This is a genomic window from Pseudocitrobacter corydidari, assembly GCF_021172065.1.
GTDB lineage: Bacteria > Pseudomonadota > Gammaproteobacteria > Enterobacterales > Enterobacteriaceae > Pseudocitrobacter > Pseudocitrobacter corydidari.
In genome coordinates, this window is the sequence record NZ_CP087880.1 from 927,689 (window position 1) to 946,941 (window position 19,253).

19 protein-coding genes are annotated in these 19,253 nt (G+C 54.6%); 9 read left to right on the top strand and 10 right to left on the bottom strand.

The genetic code is table 11. The features are described 5' to 3' along the window. Positions 1-4 precede the first annotated feature (4 nt). Positions 5-805 (bottom strand): PTS mannose transporter subunit IIC, encoded by an 801-nt coding sequence (gene manY / locus G163CM_RS04315; RefSeq protein WP_149462785.1) that lies wholly within the window; start codon positions 803-805, stop codon positions 5-7. A 62-nt stretch (positions 806-867) separates the two neighbouring features. Then, positions 868-1,830, bottom strand: coding sequence for a PTS mannose transporter subunit IIAB (manX, locus tag G163CM_RS04320; RefSeq protein ID WP_231827032.1), 963 nt, complete (start codon positions 1,828-1,830; stop codon positions 868-870). Positions 1,831-2,288: 458 nt separating this feature from the next. On the opposite strand from manX, the gene yoaE reads away from it, so the two are divergent. Further along, a complete protein-coding gene (yoaE, locus tag G163CM_RS04325; RefSeq protein WP_231827033.1) occupies positions 2,289-3,848 on the top strand; it encodes a TerC family protein in 1,560 nt (519 codons plus the stop codon). A gap of 9 nt (positions 3,849-3,857) precedes the next feature. Here the strand turns inward: yoaE and G163CM_RS04330 are convergent, their stop codons facing one another. From G163CM_RS04330 to pabB, 4 genes are all read right to left on the bottom strand, one after another. After that, positions 3,858-5,432: an EAL domain-containing protein gene (locus tag G163CM_RS04330; protein WP_231827034.1), complete on the bottom strand. Its 1,575-nt coding sequence runs from the start codon at positions 5,430-5,432 to the stop codon at positions 3,858-3,860. 124 nt (positions 5,433-5,556) lie between these two features. Then, a complete protein-coding gene (sdaA, locus tag G163CM_RS04335; protein WP_231827035.1) occupies positions 5,557-6,921 on the bottom strand; it encodes an L-serine ammonia-lyase in 1,365 nt (454 codons plus the stop codon). Positions 6,922-7,086: 165 nt separating this feature from the next. Next, positions 7,087-7,665: a CoA pyrophosphatase gene (locus tag G163CM_RS04340; RefSeq protein ID WP_015964077.1), complete on the bottom strand. Its 579-nt coding sequence runs from the start codon at positions 7,663-7,665 to the stop codon at positions 7,087-7,089. Positions 7,666-7,667: 2 nt separating this feature from the next. After that, positions 7,668-9,023, bottom strand: coding sequence for an aminodeoxychorismate synthase component 1 (gene pabB, locus G163CM_RS04345; protein WP_231827036.1), 1,356 nt, complete (start codon positions 9,021-9,023; stop codon positions 7,668-7,670). A gap of 59 nt (positions 9,024-9,082) precedes the next feature. On the opposite strand from pabB, the gene G163CM_RS04350 reads away from it, so the two are divergent. Next, entirely contained in the window at positions 9,083-9,268 is a 186-nt protein-coding gene (locus G163CM_RS04350) for a YoaH family protein (RefSeq protein ID WP_015964079.1), read from the top strand. 5 nt (positions 9,269-9,273) lie between these two features. Here G163CM_RS04350 and G163CM_RS04355 read toward each other — a convergent pair whose 3' ends face one another. Beyond that, the gene (locus G163CM_RS04355; protein ID WP_015964080.1) at positions 9,274-9,618 is read right to left on the bottom strand and encodes a RidA family protein; all 345 of its coding nucleotides are present in this window, start codon (positions 9,616-9,618) and stop codon (positions 9,274-9,276) included. Between the two features lie 129 nt (positions 9,619-9,747). Between G163CM_RS04355 and G163CM_RS04360 the strand changes: the two genes are divergently transcribed. From G163CM_RS04360 to rnd, 5 genes are all read left to right on the top strand, one after another. Next, the gene (locus G163CM_RS04360) at positions 9,748-11,658 is read left to right on the top strand and encodes a DNA repair helicase YoaA (RefSeq protein WP_231827037.1); all 1,911 of its coding nucleotides are present in this window, start codon (positions 9,748-9,750) and stop codon (positions 11,656-11,658) included. 78 nt (positions 11,659-11,736) lie between these two features. Beyond that, positions 11,737-12,435: a tRNA (adenosine(37)-N6)-threonylcarbamoyltransferase complex dimerization subunit type 1 TsaB gene (tsaB, locus tag G163CM_RS04365; protein WP_231827038.1), complete on the top strand. Its 699-nt coding sequence runs from the start codon at positions 11,737-11,739 to the stop codon at positions 12,433-12,435. 38 nt (positions 12,436-12,473) lie between these two features. Continuing rightward, positions 12,474-13,061 (top strand): Slp/YeaY family lipoprotein, encoded by a 588-nt coding sequence (locus G163CM_RS04370; RefSeq protein WP_015964083.1) that lies wholly within the window; start codon positions 12,474-12,476, stop codon positions 13,059-13,061. A 204-nt stretch (positions 13,062-13,265) separates the two neighbouring features. Continuing rightward, on the top strand, positions 13,266-14,951 hold the full coding sequence (gene fadD, locus G163CM_RS04375) for a long-chain-fatty-acid--CoA ligase FadD (RefSeq protein ID WP_231827039.1): 1,686 nt from the start codon (positions 13,266-13,268) through the stop codon (positions 14,949-14,951). Between the two features lie 69 nt (positions 14,952-15,020). Continuing rightward, positions 15,021-16,148 carry a ribonuclease D gene (rnd, locus tag G163CM_RS04380; RefSeq protein WP_231827040.1) on the top strand — a complete coding sequence of 376 codons (1,128 nt, stop codon included), beginning with the start codon at positions 15,021-15,023 and terminating at the stop codon, positions 16,146-16,148. 58 nt (positions 16,149-16,206) lie between these two features. On the opposite strand, the gene minE is transcribed toward rnd, so the two are convergent. The 3 genes from minE to minC are packed head-to-tail and all read right to left on the bottom strand — an operon-like array spanning position 16,207 to position 18,022. After that, entirely contained in the window at positions 16,207-16,476 is a 270-nt protein-coding gene (minE, locus tag G163CM_RS04385; RefSeq protein ID WP_015964086.1) for a cell division topological specificity factor MinE, read from the bottom strand. A gap of 3 nt (positions 16,477-16,479) precedes the next feature. After that, positions 16,480-17,292, bottom strand: coding sequence for a septum site-determining protein MinD (gene minD, locus G163CM_RS04390; RefSeq protein WP_015964087.1), 813 nt, complete (start codon positions 17,290-17,292; stop codon positions 16,480-16,482). A 22-nt stretch (positions 17,293-17,314) separates the two neighbouring features. Continuing rightward, complete coding sequence (minC, locus tag G163CM_RS04395; RefSeq protein WP_015964088.1) at positions 17,315-18,022, bottom strand: septum site-determining protein MinC; 708 nt, start codon at positions 18,020-18,022, stop codon at positions 17,315-17,317. A 126-nt stretch (positions 18,023-18,148) separates the two neighbouring features. On the opposite strand from minC, the gene G163CM_RS04400 reads away from it, so the two are divergent. Continuing rightward, positions 18,149-18,430, top strand: a complete 282-nt coding sequence (locus G163CM_RS04400; RefSeq protein ID WP_015964089.1) for a YcgL domain-containing protein — start codon at positions 18,149-18,151, stop codon at positions 18,428-18,430. A gap of 82 nt (positions 18,431-18,512) precedes the next feature. Next, the gene (locus tag G163CM_RS04405) at positions 18,513-19,172 is read left to right on the top strand and encodes a fumarylacetoacetate hydrolase family protein (RefSeq protein ID WP_015964090.1); all 660 of its coding nucleotides are present in this window, start codon (positions 18,513-18,515) and stop codon (positions 19,170-19,172) included. Positions 19,173-19,253: the final 81 nt, after the last annotated feature.

Genomic DNA, 19,253 nt, shown 5'->3' on the forward strand with positions numbered 1-19,253 from the left:
CCTGTTAGTCCAGTTCGTTATCAAGATCATTCGCGCCAGCAGCCGGAGCCGCAGCACCCGCAACGCGGTTATATTTCGGGCTCAGCTGAATGTACAGAATCGCCATTACCGCACCAATCACACCCAGCGCAACCAGGTTGAAGTTGGTGAAGGCAGCGGTGACGAAGCCCAGGTAGAAGAACGGCATCAGGTAGCCTGCACGCATCATGTTAATAACCATGGCGTAACCGACGACAACGATCATACCACCGGCGATGTTCAGGCCGCTGGTGACCACTTCCGGGATCGCGTTCAGCATGTTCTGCACTTCGCTGGTACCCACGGACACCGCCACGATCACTGCCGGGATAGCGATACGCATCGCCTGCAGGAACAGGGAGGAGACGTGGATCCAGGAGAGCGCCGTCAGGTTGCCGTTTTCGGCCGCCTTATCCGCTGCGTGCTGGAATGCCACGGTAATGGTACGTACGATGATGGTCAGAACCTGGCCTGCGGCTGCCAGAGGAATTGCCAGCGCGATACCGGCGCCGATGCTCTGATGACCTGCAATAACCAGAATGGTAGAGATAATGGATGCCAGCGCGGCGTCAGGCGCAACCGCCGCACCGATGTTCATCCAGCCGAGGGCGATCATTTCCAGCGTACCACCGATGATGATACCGGTTTTCATGTCGCCGAGAACGATACCGACCAGAGTACAGGCAACGAGCGGTCGGTGGCACTGAAACTCATCAAGGATCGACTCCATACCTGCGATACAGGCAACGATGAATATCAGCACAATTTGAAGAGTGGTAATCTCCATTGTACTTCTCCTATAAACGTAAGACTAAAGTGTGAAAACTGAGTGACAATCAACGAGATAGCTTATTTACCAATCTTGTTGATCAGATCCATCATTTTCAGTTTCGGATCGTTGGAGACCTTACGGACTTCCAGTTCGATACCACGGTCGTTCAGTTTCTTGAACGCTTCGATATCTTTTTCATCGACCGAAACGGCGTTATTCACCTGAGTTTTACCCTGGCGGAAGGCCATACCACCGATGTTGATGGAGGTGAATTTCACACCACCTTCAGCAAGGCGTTCGACATCCGTTGGGTTCGTGAACAGCAGCATCACTCGTTCACCCGCGTATTTCGGGTTGTTGTAGACGCGAAGCATCTTGGCAATATCAACCACATGCGCGGTTACGCCCGGAGGAGCAACCTGCGTCAGCAGGGTTTTACGTACGGTATCTGCGGCAACTTCATCGCTGACGACGATGATGCGGCGGACGTTGGTTTCTTTGGTCCAGCGGGTTGCTACCTGACCGTGGATTAAACGGTCATCGATACGCGCCAGGCCAATGACCATGTAGTCATTTTCACCCATCGGTTTAACCGGAGCCGCAGGTTTCGCTGCGACCGGGGCAGGTGCGGCTTTTTCAACCGGCTTCGCTTTGAGCGCTTTCACTCCTTCACGACCGGTTTCAACGGCAATCGCCACCAGCTCATCAAACGATGGGTTATCATCACGCGCCATCAGCGTTTCCACTAACATCGGGATGTTGACGCCCGCGATGACTTCATACTGTTCTTTATCGACAACAATACGGCTGGCCGCGTTGAACGGGCTTCCGCCCCAGGTATCAACGAGGAACAACACGCCTTTGCTGGTATCAAGCTTTGCCAGCTGCGCGTTGTATTTTTCGATCAGCGTCTCGGCATTCTCGCCAGGCACGAAATCGATCCAACCCACATTTTCCTGCTCGCCCAACAGCATCTCTGCTGTCTTCAGCAGTTGTTCTGCTGCCCAACCATGTGTGCCTATTACAATAGCAATCGTCACTTGCTACCTCCTTTTATTATCGTTGCATCAGGCGGGCTGATGCTTGTTGAAGCGATATCGTGACCGAATCGATTCAGATAAGGGTTTGAGAGAAAAAATTAATAACTGCCGAGAATTATTTTAGATAGTGAAAAAATAATTAATGTGATGAAGATCCGTAATTTAGTCAAAGGGGGCCAATTATTTTGCGGCGCAAAAAATAATCTTACTTATTGCAAAGACAGGTAAATCTTTGCCAAATTGTGATCAGTTTTTGCTATGTTTAGCTTCCGTTTAATTTTGCAGGAGTATAGGGCAGTAGCCCAAAGTATGGACCGTCACCGACGCCTTTACACATTCACATCGCACATTTGTGCAGTACATCCCGGCCAGCCGCGCCACCGTTCCCTTTTGTCCGAAATTGTCACGCCTGTATCTGACAGCGCGATGACGCGTCATCTTGTTAGCTGGAGTCGCTCATGGAATTGTTAATGGACCCGTCAATCTGGGCCGGTTTGTTGACGCTTGTCGTCCTGGAAATCGTGCTGGGTATTGATAACCTGGTCTTTATCGCGATCCTTGCGGATAAACTTCCGCCAAAACAGCGTGATAAAGCGCGCCTGATAGGTTTGTCGTTGGCGCTGATTATGCGTCTGGGCCTGCTTTCGGTGATCTCGTGGATGGTCACGCTCACCGCGCCGCTGTTCAGCGTGTGGGATTACTCGTTCTCCGGGCGTGATTTGATCATGCTGCTGGGTGGTCTGTTCCTGTTGTTCAAGGCGACAACCGAGCTTCATGAACGGCTGGAAAACCGTCAGCACGATGCCGGTCACGGCAAAGGCTACGCCAGCTTCTGGGTCGTGGTGCTGCAAATTGTGGTGCTGGATGCCGTCTTCTCCCTTGATGCGGTGATTACCGCCGTGGGGATGGTGAACGATCTGCCTGTCATGATGGCGGCCGTGGTGATTGCGATGGGCGTGATGTTGCTGGCTTCCAAGCCGCTGACGAATTTTGTCAATCAGCATCCGACGGTGGTGGTGCTCTGTCTGAGCTTCCTGCTGATGATTGGTTTGAGCCTCGTGGCGGAAGGTTTCGGTTTCCATATTCCGAAAGGCTACCTGTACGCGGCGATTGGTTTCTCCATCATTATCGAACTGTTTAACCAGATTGCGCGTCGTAACTTCATTCGCCACCAGTCCACGCTGCCGCTGCGTGCGCGTACAGCAGATGCCATTCTGCGCCTGATGGGCAGCCGTAAGCAGGCCAGCCCGCAGCAGGAAGGTGATAACCCGACGCCTGTGTCAGTGCCGGAAGGTGCGTTTGCGGAAGAAGAACGCTATATGATCAACGGCGTGCTGACGCTGGCTTCGCGTTCCCTGCGCAGCATTATGACGCCGCGCGGTGAAATCAGTTGGGTCGATGCCGACCTCAGCAAAGACGAAATCCGCCAACAACTGCTTTCGTCGCCGCACAGCCTGTTCCCGGTGTGTCGCGGTGAACTGGATGAGGTTATCGGCATCGTGCGTGCCAAAGAGATGCTGGTGGCGCTGGAAGCGGGTGATGACGTGGCGGCGATTGCCTCGGCGCATCCGGCCATTGTTGTGCCGGATACACTCGACCCGATTAACCTGCTGGGCGTGCTGCGTCGGGCAAAGGGGAGCTTTGTTATCGTCACCAACGAATTTGGTGTGGTGCAGGGGCTGGTGACGCCGCTGGACGTGCTGGAAGCTATCGCCGGTGAATTCCCGGATGCCGATGAAACACCGGAAATCGTCGCCGATGGCGAAGGCTGGGTGGTGAAAGGCGGTACCGACCTGCACGCGCTGCAACAGGCGCTGGGAATCGATAACCTGGTGAATGAGGAAGAAGATATCGCCACCGTTGCGGGTCTGGTGATTGCCGTAAACGGGCATATCCCGAAAGTGGGCGATGTGATTGAACTGGCGCCGTTGCAGATAACCATCACCGAAGCCAATAACTACCGCATCGATCAGGTGCGCGTGGTGAAGCAACCGTCAGAACATGACGAAGAAGAGTAACGCGGGCCCCTAGGGCATAACGGGCGGAGGTGGCCCGTTATGCTTCGCCAGCCACTGGGGGAATTCCGCCAGTGGCATTGGCGGCGCGTAGAGATAACCTTGCAGTAAATGGACGCCGTGGCGTTGCAAATAGTTTGCCTGCTCCGGCGTTTCCACCCCTTCCGCAACCAGTTCAATATTCAATCGTTGCCCCAGCGCAATAATAATGTCCGTTACCGTCGAATTGACCGCATCGGTGCCAATCGCATGGGTAAACGACTTATCAATTTTCAGCACATCGGGATGCAGTTTCTCAAGCCACGAGAGCGAGCTGTTGCCGGTCCCGAAATCATCAATCGCCAGCTGGACTTTTCTGCTGTGCAGTTCGCGTAAAAGCTCACTGTTCACGTCGTGCAGCGCATCGCGCTCGGTCAGTTCAATGGTTAACTGGACGACGGGCTTTACGCTAAACCACAGGTTATTGAGGTCTTCAAGCAGCAGCTTGTCGTCACGGAAATGCGCTGCGGCCGCGTTGATGCCAATATGAAACTTAGGATCCGCGGGAAAGTAGTGCAGCTGCTGTGCCGTTTCATTCAGCACATAGCGGGTCAGCGGCAGGATAAGATTTTTGGCTTCGGCAATGGGGATAAACACATCTGGTGCGATCGGCCCTAAACGAGGATTGTTCCAGCGCAGCAGAATCTCTACACCGTCGCAGCGCTGGGCGCGGGTGTTCAGCAGCGGCTGGCAGAAAAGTGTGAATTCGCGCTGGGCAATGCCCATGTTGATTTCCCAGGAAAAGCTCATGCGTCTGGCGGTCGCAATCCACGTTATCCAGGCGAAAAGCAGGCCGAAGATCAACGCCAGCGGCAGCCTGCCGGGTAACTCACGCAATGCCAGCATCCAGAAAGAGGGGCCACTGACGGCAATGCTGAAAGGATAGGCGCGCGATGCCTGCGAATAGAACATCTCACCTTTACGCTGTAATCGCTGTTCGGTAATGCCGACACCGTCCATGTAATAGGCGTTATCGATGTTCAGACTGGTACGGGTTATGAGCGGCGGGGAAGGGTCGAGAATCATTTCGCTGACCAAATCAATGTTAATGCCGATCACCACACCGTTTTGGTCGTCCTGCGCTGCCGGGAACCACTGCATCAACACGGGACTTCCTTTGACCAGCGAACGATCTATTGTCAGGATGATTTTAGGCTTGCTGTCCGCTAACCTGGGCTGCAGTTTGCGCAACGGAATATCGCGCTCGCCGAAGGCGCTGGAGCAGTAAAGAATACCGTCCTTGACCAGGAAAATAGAGCGCGCGGTTTTTAAGGTTGCGACCTGCTGACGAAGCTGTAACAGACTGTCATTACAGGGTTTTCCGATAAGGGGTTGCAGGCGAATGCGCTCTTTTTCCAGGCTCCGAAGGATCTTATCCATCGTAGTTACTGCGCGCAGGGTATAGCTTTCTATCTGCTGTTTATTTTCGCTACGCTGTAAAATAAATCCAATACCCAGCGTAAGCGAAAAGACACCCAGCGCCACCAGGACACAGAGAAGAATACGCTTATGGAGATATTGTTTTACTATCCAGTGCGCAGATTGCATATCCGATGCTCAATACCTGGCCAGAGCCTTTTACGGCAACACAAGCAAGTTTAGCGGTGCGCGAAGAAAAAAGTGAGGTAAAAGAGAGAAATAAATCGCCCATCCGAAGATGGGCGAGGAGAGGTTAGTCACACTGTACTTTAATCGCCAGGCCGCCGCGTGAGGTTTCGCGGTATTTTGCGTTCATATCTTTCCCGGTTTCATACATCGTTTCGATGACTTTATCGAGTGAGACGCGCGGCTCGCTGGTACGGCGCATCGCCATCCGTGAGGCGTTAATCGCTTTTACCGAGGCAATCGCGTTACGTTCAATGCATGGAACCTGAACCTGACCGGCAACCGGGTCGCAGGTGAGACCCAGGTTGTGTTCCATACCGATTTCCGCCGCCACGCAAACCTGTTCCGGGCTGGCGCCCAGCAGTTCTGCGAGACCCGCAGCCGCCATGGAACAGGCCACGCCCACTTCGCCCTGACAACCGACTTCTGCGCCGGAAATAGAGGCGTTCATTTTATAGAGCGCGCCAATTGCCCCGGCGGCGAGGAAGTAGCGAATGTAGATATCCGGGCTAACGGATTCAATAAAGTGATCGTAATAGGCGAGTACTGCTGGCACGATCCCGCAGGCGCCGTTGGTTGGCGCAGTGACCACACGGCCCCCGGCGGCGTTCTCTTCGTTCACCGCCAGCGCGAACATATTCACCCAATCGACCACGTTCATCGGGTCGTTAGAGAGCTTATCGCTGGCGACCAGCAGGCGACGCAGCGCGGAGGCGCGACGCGGTACGCGCAGCGGACCTGGCAGCACGCCTTCAGTATTCATGCCGCGGTCGATACAGGCCTGCATGGTCTGCCAGACGTTAGCGAAGTACTCTTCAATCTCTTTCTTGCTGTGCAGCGCCAGTTCGTTCTGCATCACCATGCCAGAAAGTGACAGGCCGGTCTCTTTGCAGTAGTTCAGCATTTCGGTCGCGGAAGCGAACGGGTAAGGCACTTTCACCTCATCGACCGCATCTTTGCCGAAATGTTCTTCATCAACGATAAAGCCGCCGCCGATGGAGTAATAGGTTTTGCTGTAGAGTTCCGTTTCACCCGCCCAGGCGTGGATCTGCATGCCGTTTTCATGCAGCGGCAGGTTGCCATTGTGGAAACGCATGCCGTTATCTTTCGGGAAGTCGACTTCTTTGCGCCCCTGCGCCAGCAGCAGACGGCCACGGGTTTCGACGTCGCGGATAAACGCGGGAATAGCATCAATATCGACCGTCGCAGGCTGATTGCCCGCCAGACCCATAATAATGGCGATATCAGTATGGTGACCTTTACCGGTTAACGAGAGAGAACCGTAGACATCAACCGCGACGCGGGTAACATCATCAATCAAACCTTTTTCGACCAGGTCATCGACGAACTGCTTGCCCGCTTTCATCGGCCCTACAGTATGGGAAGATGAGGGGCCAATCCCCACCTTGAACATGTCGAATATACTAATCACTTTCTTACTCCTGACAGGGTTACCAGCGTGTTGCGGCAACGATGTTATAATTGCGCATAGTGTATGAGGGAACCGGATATTCGGCTGAACTATTCACATGAATTAAACTAATGAATCGATCCTGTTTTACTAATACCGAACATCTTCCTGTTACGCTAAGTATAGTCAGGGTTTCACGCCTATTTGTAAGGCCAGTTCACGGATGATGCCGGCGGTCATGCCCCAGACAAAATAGTGCTGGTACCACGAAAGCCATACACGGTGTGAATCGCCCCGGCGATGAATGTCGAGCGGATGGTAACGCCCGAGCCGCAGGGCCTCTGCCAGCGGCATTTCAAATACCGATGACACTTCATCGACGCTGGCGTGATAGTGCAGATTTGGCGGAATAACGCCGACCACCGGCGTGACCTGAAAACCGGTTACGCTATCGACCGGCGGCAGCATGCCGATGATTTCAACACTCTCTGGCGGAATGGCGACCTCTTCCTGCGCTTCACGCAGCGCGGCGGCAATCAGCGACGCATCGGTGCTATCGACCGCGCCCCCAGGGAAGGCTACCTGACCAGGATGTTTGCGCAACTTTGCTGAACGTTGGGTCAGCAGCAAACCGGGCTCAGGGCGCCGCACAATCGGCACCAGCACCGCCGCCTGGCGCTGATTGACCGTCATGCGGCTCGCCTGCGGGCGCAGCAGTTGAAAGCGAGAAAGAAAATCATCCAGGTTCAGAGCAGGGGATGCCATGGTTACGACTCCAGTTGATGCAGAATACGGTTAACTTTATCAAACGTTTCCTGATATTCCGCTGCTTCGTTGCTGTCTGCCACAATACCACCCCCGGCGGAACAGTAAACCTGCCCGCGCCAGGCGGTAACGGTGCGAATGGTGATGCTGGTATCCATGTTGCCGCAGGCGCTGAGATACCCGATGCTGCCGCACCAGGCGTTACGGCGATGCGGTTCGAGTTCGTCGATAATCTGCATGGCCCGCACCTTCGGCGCACCGGTGATCGAACCACCTGGAAACGCCGCGCGCAGCAGGTCGCTGGCGTGGAGCGTATCCGGCAAGGTTGCGGTAATAGTACTCACCAAATGGTGCACTGCCGGGAAGGGCTCGACCACAAACAGTTCCGGCACGCGAACGCTGCCCGGCACCGCGACGCGGCCAATATCGTTGCGCATCAAATCGACAATCATCAGATTCTCGGCGCGATCTTTCGGCGAGTTTGCCAGGCGTTCAGCCTGTGCGGCGTCTTCAGTGGCGTCGGCCAGGCGTGGAAGGGTACCTTTAATCGGGCGCGTCTGAATCTCGCCGTGTTCCAGCAGAATGAACCGCTCCGGCGAGAGGCTTAAAATCGCCCCTTCTTCAAGTCGGATAAACGCGCTGAATGGTGCGCGATTACTGCGGTTGAGCTGAACGAAAGCCTGCCATTCATCACCGGTATAACTCGCCTGAAAACGCTGGGCAAGGTTGACCTGATAACAATCGCCGCTCTGCAGATACGCCTGCACCTGGCGGAATTTTTCGCCATACGTTTCCCGGCTCATATTTGCCTGCCACGCCGAGGTTAGCGCAAATGGCAGCCTCGATTGCCCCTGCTGATTCAGCAGCCAGTCCAGACGCTCCTGCGCGTTACGCTGACTGACCAGTGTCACCGTTTGCTGATGATGATCGACAATCAGCGCCCAGTCATAAATGCCCACCGCCATATCCGGCAGGTCAATATCCTGCTGCGCATGATGGGGAAGTTGCTCAAAGCGGCGACCCAAATCGTAGCCGAAAAGCCCCAGCGCACCGCCGGTAAACGGCATATCAGGAAGCGAATCGGTATTGAACGCATGGGCATCGAGTTCTGCTTGTAAAAGAGAGAGCGGATCCTGCGATGACGCGGTATGCTCACTGCCGCGCGTAATCGTGGTTGTTTCGCCCTGTGTCACCAGGATAGTGAGAGGTTGCGCAACCAGAATGTCGTAACGACTGTGTGGATGGTCCGCATGGCCCGAGTGCAGTAGCATCGCCCACGGCTGGTGGCTAAACGGCGCAAAATAGTGCTCAGCGGCATCCTGTCGCCACGGTAACGTAATCATTGAAGGGAGTAACATCTTCCTCAAACCCAAACAGCGTGAAATAATAAGCGCCAACAATGTAGCAGGAGTCAAACATGTTTGCAGGATTACCTTCGCTGACCCACGAGCAGCAGCAACAAGCGGTAGAACGTATTCATGACCTCATTTCTCAGGGAATGAGCAGCGGCGAAGCGATTGCGCTGGTCGCCGCAGAAATTCGCGCCACCCACACGGGCGAGCAGATTGTGGCGCGTTTTGAAGATGAGGATGAAGAAGAGTAGGGCAGTTATACTGCGGCGATAATTTTAATTTCGACCTTATACTCCGCTTTCATCAGTCTGGCCTGCACGGTGCAACGCACCGGCGCATGGCCCGCAACAACCCATTCATCCCACGCTTTGTTCATTGCGGCGAAATCATCTCCGTTGGCGAGAAAAATCGTCGCATCAAGAATTTTGGTTTTATCGCTACCCTGTTTTTGCAAAATCGCGTCAATCTGCGCCAGAGTGTTCGCTGTTTGCTCGTAAGCATCTGCTTGCAGATTTTCCGGTACCCCGGTGTAGTACAGCGTCTGGTTGTGAATCACGACATCAGACCAGCGGGCTTCGGCATCAATACGCGTAATCGTCATTGCAGTTTCCTCTGTTGAAGTTCCTTTACGTGCGCAAGAGTGCCACATTGTTGCCCGGTCGTCACCCGTTCGACTGGCGAAAGGACGGTCAGCCTGACATAATCACTGTCCAAATAAACAGGGGGCAGTGTGACGGACGATTTTGCAGCAGACGGTCAGTTAGCGAAAGCGATTACCGGTTTCAAACCACGCGAACCGCAGCGCCAGATGGCGCACGCCGTGGCGCAGGCAATCCGTGACGGCGAACCGTTGGTGGTGGAAGCGGGTACCGGTACCGGGAAAACCTACGCCTATCTTGCGCCCGCGCTGCGCGCCGATAAAAAGGTGATTATCTCTACCGGCTCGAAAGCGTTGCAGGATCAGCTCTACAGCCGTGATTTACCCACGGTGGCGAAAGCCCTGGAATTCAAAGGCAAACTGGCGTTACTGAAAGGGCGTTCGAACTACTTGTGTATTGAACGTCTTGAACAGCAGGCGCTGGCGGGCGGCGATCTGCCGGTGAACACCTTAAGCGATGTTATTCTGCTCCGTTCGTGGGCGAATCAAACGATTGATGGCGACATCAGCACCTGTGTCAGCGTCGCGGAAGATTCGCAGGCCTGGCCGCTGGTCACCAGCACAAATGACAACTGCCTCGGTAGCGACTGCCCCCAGTACGCCGACTGCTTTGTGGTGAAGGCGCGTAAAAAAGCGATGGACGCCGATGTGGTGGTGGTCAACCATCACCTGTTTCTGGCCGATATGGTGGTCAAAGAGAGCGGTTTCGGGGAACTCATACCCGAGGCCGAGGTGATGATTTTCGATGAAGCGCATCAGCTTCCTGATATCGCCAGCCAGTATTTTGGTCAGTCGCTCTCCAGCCGACAGCTGTTAGACCTCGCCAAAGACATCACCATCGCGTACCGAACAGAACTGAAAGATACCCAGCAATTGCAAAAATGTGCTGACCGCCTGGCGCAGGCCACTCAGGACTTCCGCTTGCAGCTGGGCGATCCTGGCTATCGCGGGAATCTGCGTGAACTGCTGGCAGATAACACCATTCAGCGCGCGCTTCTGTTGTTAGATGATGCGCTGGAGCTGTGCTATGACGTCGCCAAACTGTCGCTGGGGCGCTCTGCTTTGCTGGACGCGGCCTTTGAACGGGCGACGCTGTATCGTGCGCGACTCAAACGGTTGAAAGACGTCAACCAGCCGGGTTACAGCTACTGGTATGAGTGCAACTCGCGCCACTTTACCATGGCGCTAACGCCGCTCACGGTAGCCGATAAATTCAAAGAAGTCATGGCGCAGAAGCCGGGTAGCTGGATTTTTACCTCGGCCACCTTATCGGTGAACGACGATCTGCATCACTTCACCGATCGCCTCGGCATCGGAGAGGCGCACTCACTCCTGTTGCCGAGCCCGTTTGACTACGCGCATCAGGCACTGCTGTGCGTACCGCGTAACCTGCCGTTACCCAATCAGCCCGGCGCGGCGCGTCATCTGGCGGCCATGTTAAAACCGATCATCGAAGCCAACGATGGCCGCTGTTTTATGCTTTGCACCTCACACGCCATGATGCGTGATCTGGCGGAGCAGTTCCGCGCCACTATGACGTTACCGGTGTTACTCCAGGGCGAAACCAGCAAAGGGCAGTTGCTGCAACAGTTTGTCAGCGCGGGTAATGCGCTACTGGTGGCGACCAGCAGTTTCTGGGAAGGTGTGGATGTGCGTGGTGATGCGCTCTCGTTGGTGATCATCGATAAACTGCCGTTTACCTCACCGGATGACCCGCTGCTGAAGGCGCGAATGGAAGATTGTCGTCTGCGCGGCGGCGATCCCTTTGAAGACGTTCAGCTGCCGGATGCGGTCATTACCCTTAAACAGGGCGTCGGGCGTTTGATTCGCGACACCGACGATCGCGGTGTGCTGGTGATTTGCGACAATCGTCTGGTGATGCGCCCGTACGGCGCAACGTTCCTTGCCAGCCTGCCGCCTGCACCGCGCACGCGGGATATCGGGCGCGCGGTTCGTTTCCTGGCGATGTCATCCATTCGTTAACAAGGGCGCAGCCTGGTACAAAGTGTGCTAAGATGCGCGCCATTTTATTGATCTGCAATTGCGAGAGCGCGACGAATCATGCGAATTCTGGCTATCGACACCGCCACGGAAGCCTGCTCGGCTGCCCTGTGGAATACCGGTGACATCTGTGCTCATTTTGAACTCTGTCCTCGTGAACACACCCAACGCATTCTGCCTGTGGTGCAGGATATTCTTAGCCAAAGCGGCGTCACTTTAGCGGAGCTGGACGCGCTGGCTTTTGGCCGTGGGCCGGGCAGTTTTACCGGTGTGCGTATCGGTATCGGTATCGCGCAGGGGCTGGCGCTCGGCGCTGAACTGCCGATGATTGGCGTCTCGACGCTTGCGACCATGGCGCAGGGCGCATTCCGCAAAAGCGGCGCGACGCGCGTTCTGGCCGCCATTGATGCCCGCATGGGCGAAGTCTACTGGGCGGAGTATGTTCGCGACGAGCAGGGCATCTGGCACGGCGAAGAGAGTGAAGCGGTACTGAAACCGGAAGCGGTTAAAGCACGTCTCATGCAGTTATCCGGTGAATGGGTAACCGTGGGCACCGGTTGGCCGGCATGGCCTGAACTGGCCGCCGACGCCACGCACCTCACGATAACCGATGGCGAGGTGTTACTGCCCGCAGCCGAAGATATGCTACCCATCGCGGTTTATCTGCTGGAGCAGGGCAAAACCGTCGCCGTTGAGAAAGCCGAACCTAAATATTTACGCAACGAAGTGGCATGGAAGAAACTTCCGGGCCGTGAATGAATCTTAGTAAGTAAATACTGAGAAAAAGGAGTTGCATCATGGCGGGTCAAAAAGCGGTCGTTCGCATTGCTCTGGCGGGGCTTATTGCTGTCGCACTGAGTGGCTGCGTCAGCGTGCCGGATGCTATTAAGGGCAGCAGCCCAACGCCGCAGCAGGATCTGGTGCGCGTAATGGCATCGCCGCAGTTGTATGTCGGCCAGGAGTCCCGTTTCGGTGGGAAAGTGGTCAATGTGCAGAATACCAACGGTAATACGCGTCTGGAAATTGCTACCGTACCCCTCGACAGCGGTGCGCGCCCGATTCTTGGCGAACCTTCGCGCGGGCGAATTTATGCCGATGTTAATGGCTTCCTTGACCCCGTCGATTTCCGTGGGCAACTGGTGACGGTTGTCGGCCCTATTGCGGGCACGGTGGAAGGCAAGATTGGCAATACCGCCTACAAGTATCTGCGTGTTCAGGTCACCGGCTATAAACGCTGGCGGGTGACCCAGCAGGTGGTGATGCCGCCGCAGCCGATTGATCCCTGGTTCTACGGCCCGCATCCGTGGCGTGGGGGTTACGGTTATGGCGGTTGGGGATGGTATAACCCCGGCCCCGCTCAGGTACAAACTATCGTTACTGAATAACGAATTGATTTGTAAAAGAAAAGAGGCAGCGGCTAGTCCGCTGTCTCTTTATTTAGATGGTATTAGAAAAATAAAAAGTGACGCGCTTCGCAACCTGCGGTTTGTGTAATTAATAAACTGGTACGCTGAGTTAATATTATGTTAACGGATGGTTTATTAATTGGGGTTGTGATGACGACGAATACGCATTTTAGAGGTGATACTTTGAAGAAGGTTTGGCTCAACCGTTATCCGTCCGATGTTCCGGCGGATATCAATCCTGACCGTTATCAATCCCTGGTTGAACTCTTCGAACATGCCACGACGCGCTATGCTGACCAGCCAGCGTTCGTCAACATGGGCGAAGTGATGACGTTTCGTAAACTGGAAGAGCGCAGTCGTGCGTTCGCCGCCTATCTTCAGCAGGGGCTTGGGTTACAAAAGGGCGATCGCGTGGCGTTGATGATGCCGAACCTGCTGCAATATCCGGTCGCGCTGTTTGGTATTCTACGTGCGGGCATGATTGCGGTGAACGTCAACCCGCTCTATACCCCACGCGAGCTGGAGCATCAGCTCAACGACAGCGGTGCGGCAGCAATTGTCATTGTCTCCAACTTTGCCCACACCCTGGAAAAAGTCGTCGAAAAAACCCAGGTGAAGCACGTTATTCTGACGCGCATGGGCGATCAGCTTTCCACCGCGAAAGGGACGCTGGTTAACTTTGTGGTGAAGTACATCAAGCGTCTGGTGCCAAAATATCATCTGCCGGATGCTATCTCTTTCCGTCGCGCGCTGCACAACGGCTATCGGCTTCAGTATGTTAAACCTGAGATCAGCGCCGACGATCTCGCGTTCCTGCAATATACCGGCGGCACTACCGGCGTGGCGAAAGGCGCGATGCTCACGCACCGCAATATGCTCGCCAACCTCGAACAGGTTAACGCCACCTATGGGCCGTTGTTGCATCGCGGTACGGAGCTGGTGATAACCGCACTGCCGCTGTATCACATCTTTGCGCTCACCATGAACTGCCTGCTGTTTATCGAGCTGGGCGGTAAGAACGTGTTAATCACCAACCCGCGCGATATTCCGGGGCTGGTGAAAGAGCTGGCAAAATACCCGTTTACCGCGATGACCGGGGTAAATACCTTATTCAACGCGCTGCTGAACAACAAAGAGTTTCAGCAGCTCGACTTTTCGACACTGCATCTCTCGGCGGGCGGCGGCATGCCGGTACAGAATGCGGTTGCTGAACGCTGGGTAAAACTGACCGGGCAGTATCTGCTGGAAGGTTACGGCCTGACGGAGTGCTCGCCGCTGGTGAGCGTCAACCCGCACGATATCGACTATCACAGCGGCAGTATTGGCCTGCCGGTGCCGTCCACCGATGTTAAGCTGGTGGATGATGACGATAACGAAGTGGCGCACGGCGAGCCGGGTGAACTTTGCGTGAAAGGGCCACAGGTGATGCTGGGCTACTGGCAGCGTCCGGACGCGACGGATGAAATCATCAAAGACGGCTGGCTGCATACTGGCGATATCGCGGTGATGGACGACGAAGGCTTCCTGCGTATTGTCGATCGCAAAAAAGACATGATTCTGGTCTCTGGCTTCAATGTGTATCCAAATGAAATTGAAGATGTAGTGATGCAGCATCCTGGCGTTCAGGAAGTGGCGGCCGTCGGCGTACCGGCGGGAAGTAGCGGCGAAACGGTGAAGATTTTTGTCGTTAAGAAAGACGCCTCGTTAACTGATGAAGCGCTCATCACCTTCTGCCGCCGCCAGCTAACGGGCTATAAGGTGCCGAAACTTGTCGAATTCCGTGATGAATTACCGAAGTCTAACGTTGGTAAGATTTTGAGACGAGAATTACGTGACGAAGCACGTGCTAAAGTAGAGAATAAAGGCTGAGAAATTTCTAAGTCGCCAGACGCCGGCTATGCCGGCGTTTTTATTGGGCGCAATCTAAGAGAGTATGATTTGAACTATCAGATGATCACCACCAACGAAGCGCTGAGCACCTTGTGCGAAGCCGTTGCGCAGGTTACTTCCATCGCGCTGGACACCGAGTTTGTCCGCACCCGTACCTATTATCCGCAGCTGGGACTCATTCAGCTGTTTGATGGTCAGCAAACGTCGCTTATCGATCCGCTCGGCATTACCGACTGGTCTCCGTTGCAGGCGATTTTGCAGGACACCCGCATCACTAAGTTCCTGCACGCGGGTAGCGAAGACCTGGAAGTGTTTCTGAATGTATTCGGTTCAATGCCAAAACCGCTGATTGATACCCAAATTCTGGCCGCGTTTTGCGGCCGCCCGATGTCCTGGGGTTTTGCGGCGATGGTGGAAGAGTATACCGGCGTCAAACTGGACAAAAGCGAGTCGCGTACCGACTGGCTGGCGCGCCCGTTGACCGAGCGTCAATGCATCTATGCGGCGGCAGACGTCTGGTATCTGCTGCCTATCGCGCACAAGCTGATGGCGGAAACCGAGCAGGCAGGGCGCTTAGACGCCGCACTGGATGAGTGCCGTCTCATGCAGCAGCGTCGTCAGGAAGTGGTTGACCCGGCGGAAGCCTGGCGCGACATCACCAACGCCTGGCAACTGCGTACGCGTCAGCTGGCGTGCCTGCAACTGCTGGCCGACTGGCGTCTGCGTAAAGCCCGTGAGCGCGATCTGGCGGTGAATTTTGTGGTGCGTGAAGAACATCTGTGGAGCGTGGCGCGCTATATGCCGGGCAGCATGGGCGAGCTCGACAGTCTGGGCCTTTCCGGTAGTGAGATCCGCTTCCATGGTAAAACGCTGCTGAGCCTGGTGGCGAAAGCGCAGGCGCTACCGGATGACGCACTGCCAGAGCCGTTGCTGAATCTGATGGACATGCCGGGCTATCGCAAAGCGTTTAAAGAGATTAAAGCGCTGGTGCAGGAAGTGGGGCAGGAATCTGGTGTAAGTGCCGAACTGCTGGCGTCGCGTCGCCAGATTAACCAGTTGCTGAACTGGCACTGGCAGCTGAAAACCTTCGCCAGCGCACCAGAGATGATCTCCGGCTGGCGCGGCGAGCTGCTGGGTGGCCGTCTTGACGCGCTGCTCGCCGAGTATCCGCGCTAAAAAAGAAACCCCGGTGGCCTGCGCCTTCCGGGGTTTTTTCTCACATCGACCAGCGATATCAGGACTTAGATTCTTCCGCTTCCGGTAAGGTCACGTTAAGTTCCAGAATCGAGATATCCCCGTCTTTCTGTTCCAGCTGTACTGTCACCATTTCCGGGTCAATCTGAATGTATTTGCAGATGACTTCCAGAATGTCCTTGCGCAGCTGCGGCAGGTAATGCGGTTCAGCATCGCTGCGGCGGCGTTCTGCCACAATAATCTGTAAGCGTTCTTTCGCGATATTCGCGGTGCTCTTTTTTCGTGAGAGAAAAAAGTCGAGTAATGCCATAATTTATCCTCCGAACAGGCGTTTGAGGAAACCTTTCTTCTCTTCTTCAATGAAGCGGAAAGGACGTTCTTCTCCCAACAGACGATCCACAGTGTCAGCGTAGGCTTTACCTGCATCGGACACCGCATCCAGAATAACCGGTTCACCCTGGTTGGAGGCGCGCAGTACAGATTGATCTTCCGGGATGACGCCGACCAGTTTAATGCGCAGAATTTCCAGCACATCTTCCATGCTCAGCATATCGCCTTTGTTTACGCGACCCGGATTGTAGCGGGTCAGCAGAAGGTGTTCTTTAATCGGTTCTTCACCGTTTTCCGCACGACGCGATTTCGAGGCCAGAATGCCCAGAATGCGGTCGGAGTCGCGCACGGAAGAGACTTCCGGGTTGGTGGTGATGATCGCTTCATCGGCGAAATAGAGCGCCATCAGCGCGCCGGTTTCGATGCCCGCCGGGGAGTCGCAGACCACAAAGTCGAACTCCATCTTCTTCAGTTCTTCGAGTACTTTTGCGACGCCTTCGCGGGTCAATGCGTCTTTATCACGGGTCTGTGAGGCCGGAAGAATAAACAGATTTTCCGTGCGCTTATCTTTGATCAGCGCCTGGTTCAGCGTGGCATCGCCCTGAATAACGTTAACGAAATCATACACAACGCGGCGTTCACAGCCCATAATCAGGTCGAGGTTTCGCAGTCCGATATCGAAATCGATAACGACAGTTTTCTTTCCCTTCTGCGCCAAACCAGTCGCGATGGCCGCGCTGGAGGTGGTTTTGCCCACGCCCCCTTTACCCGAAGTCACAACAATAATGCGTGCCATAGAAATTCCTTGTTAAAAGGGATTAATTAAACGGTTGAATTGTCAAAGCGCTGTCGTCTAAACGCAGACGCGCCGCTTTGCCATAAAACTCGGCTGGGATTTGATCGCTCAGCCAGTATTCCCCGGCAATGGACATCAATTCCGCTGCCAGATGTGTACAAAAAATTTGTGCCTCCCGGTCACCGGCAGCGCCAGCCAGCACGCGTCCCCGCATCATGCCATACACATGAATGTTACCATCAGCGATAAGCTCTGCGCCTGCGCTCACGTGGTTTGTAACAATCAGATCACAGTTTGGCGCATAAATGCGCTGACCGGAACGAACCGGCATATCAATCAATCGCGTTTTTGTGATCGTGCTAACAGTTGGGGCAGGTTCTGGCTGAGGTTGAGGTTCGGCGGGAGCAGGGCGGGCGATTTTTTCTTTACCCTCAGTGAGTAAAGGCAGGCCCGCTTTGTCGATTTCCGCTTTCATGCGCGGGTTCTTCGCGCCGCTCACGCCCACAATACGCAAACCCGCAGCATTAATCGCCTGCTGCAACGGCTGCCATTGGGTCGTCTCTTCCAGGCTACTGACGTTTACCACCACCGGCGCGTGACGAAAAAAAGCCGGAGCCTGAGCCACCTTGTCTTCTAACGCCTGACGAATAATCTCGGGATTTGCCTCATGCAAATGCACCACTGATAAAGTGAAGCTACTGCCTTTAAGTTCGATTGGCGTGTTTGACATCCTGGCCTTACTCAATTTGCTATTTATCATCCAGCACTATGCGGTGATATTCCGAAGACTATCAGGCATGTTATAGTCACTGATATATAGAGGCAAGTCACCACGGGCTTAAATAAGAGTAAAAGTATGTTTTGTGTGATCTACCGGAGCGCTAAACGCGACCAAACCTATCTTTATGTCGAAAAAAGAGACGATTTCTCCCGCGTGCCTGAGGAGCTGATGAAAGGCTTCGGGCAACCGCAGTTGGCGATGCTGCTGCCGCTGGACGGGCGTAAACAGCTGGTGAACGCGGATCTTGAAAAGGTAAAACAGGCCCTCAAAGAGCAGGGATATTATTTACAGATCCCGCCGCCGCCTGAGAATTTACTGAAACAGCATCTGGCCGAATCAGGTAAACCGCAAGATTAATCCTGGTCCGTTATTGATGTTGGTCGAAAAATGAGTCTATTAGTTATAACAAATATGTTTGAAAAACGAATAGGGGAAACGAATGTATCAGCATCATAACTGGCAAGGGGCATTGCTGGATTATCCGGTCAGTAAAGTCGTCTGTGTCGGCAGTAATTACGCAAAGCACATTCAGGAAATGGGCAGCGCTATTCCGGAAGAACCGGTGTTGTTTATCAAACCGGAAACCGCGCTTTGCGATATTCGCCAACCGCTGGTGCTTCCGCAAGGGCTGGGTTCTGTGCATCATGAAGTTGAACTGGCGGTGCTGATTGGCGCAACATTGCGCCAGGCAACCGAAGAGCACGTTCAGAAAGCGATTGCGGGTTATGGCGTAGCGCTGGATCTCACGCTGCGCGATGTGCAGGGTAAAATGAAGAAAGCGGGGCAACCGTGGGAAAAAGCCAAAGGCTTTGATAATTCCTGCCCGATTTCTGGTTTTATTCCGGCTGCCGAATTCGAGAGCGATCCGCAGAATACGCCGCTGGCGTTAACGGTTAACGGCGAGGTGCGCCAGCAGGGAACGACGGCAGACATGATCCATAAAATCATCCCGCTGATTGCCTATATGAGCCGTTTCTTCACTCTGAAGCCTGGCGATGTCGTGTTAACCGGCACCCCCGAAGGCGTGGGGCCACTGCTGAGCGGCGATGAACTGACCGTACAGTTCAACGGCCTTTCCCTCTCTACCCGCGTACTGTAATCCCTTCTTGCCGCCCTGATTGGGCGGCAAAACTTGCATCCCTGTGCCAGACTGGTTATAAGGTGCACCCTGGTTTTTGAT

Excerpts from the sequence above, each read along its gene's own strand:
- manY (WP_149462785.1), bottom strand. The coding sequence starts at position 805 with ATGGAGATTACCACTCTTCAAATTGTGCTGATATTCATCGTTGCCTGT.
- yoaE (WP_231827033.1), top strand. The coding sequence starts at position 2,289 with ATGGAATTGTTAATGGACCCGTCAATCTGGGCCGGTTTGTTGACGCTT.
- G163CM_RS04330 (WP_231827034.1), bottom strand. The coding sequence starts at position 5,432 with ATGCAATCTGCGCACTGGATAGTAAAACAATATCTCCATAAGCGTATT.
- G163CM_RS04340 (WP_015964077.1), bottom strand. The coding sequence starts at position 7,665 with ATGGCATCCCCTGCTCTGAACCTGGATGATTTTCTTTCTCGCTTTCAA.
- pabB (WP_231827036.1), bottom strand. The coding sequence starts at position 9,023 with ATGTTACTCCCTTCAATGATTACGTTACCGTGGCGACAGGATGCCGCT.
- G163CM_RS04350 (WP_015964079.1), top strand. The coding sequence starts at position 9,083 with ATGTTTGCAGGATTACCTTCGCTGACCCACGAGCAGCAGCAACAAGCG.
- G163CM_RS04355 (WP_015964080.1), bottom strand. The coding sequence starts at position 9,618 with ATGACGATTACGCGTATTGATGCCGAAGCCCGCTGGTCTGATGTCGTG.
- tsaB (WP_231827038.1), top strand. The coding sequence starts at position 11,737 with ATGCGAATTCTGGCTATCGACACCGCCACGGAAGCCTGCTCGGCTGCC.
- G163CM_RS04370 (WP_015964083.1), top strand. The coding sequence starts at position 12,474 with ATGGCGGGTCAAAAAGCGGTCGTTCGCATTGCTCTGGCGGGGCTTATT.
- minE (WP_015964086.1), bottom strand. The coding sequence starts at position 16,476 with ATGGCATTACTCGACTTTTTTCTCTCACGAAAAAAGAGCACCGCGAAT.
- minD (WP_015964087.1), bottom strand. The coding sequence starts at position 17,292 with ATGGCACGCATTATTGTTGTGACTTCGGGTAAAGGGGGCGTGGGCAAA.
- minC (WP_015964088.1), bottom strand. The coding sequence starts at position 18,022 with ATGTCAAACACGCCAATCGAACTTAAAGGCAGTAGCTTCACTTTATCA.
- G163CM_RS04400 (WP_015964089.1), top strand. The coding sequence starts at position 18,149 with ATGTTTTGTGTGATCTACCGGAGCGCTAAACGCGACCAAACCTATCTT.
- G163CM_RS04405 (WP_015964090.1), top strand. The coding sequence starts at position 18,513 with ATGTATCAGCATCATAACTGGCAAGGGGCATTGCTGGATTATCCGGTC.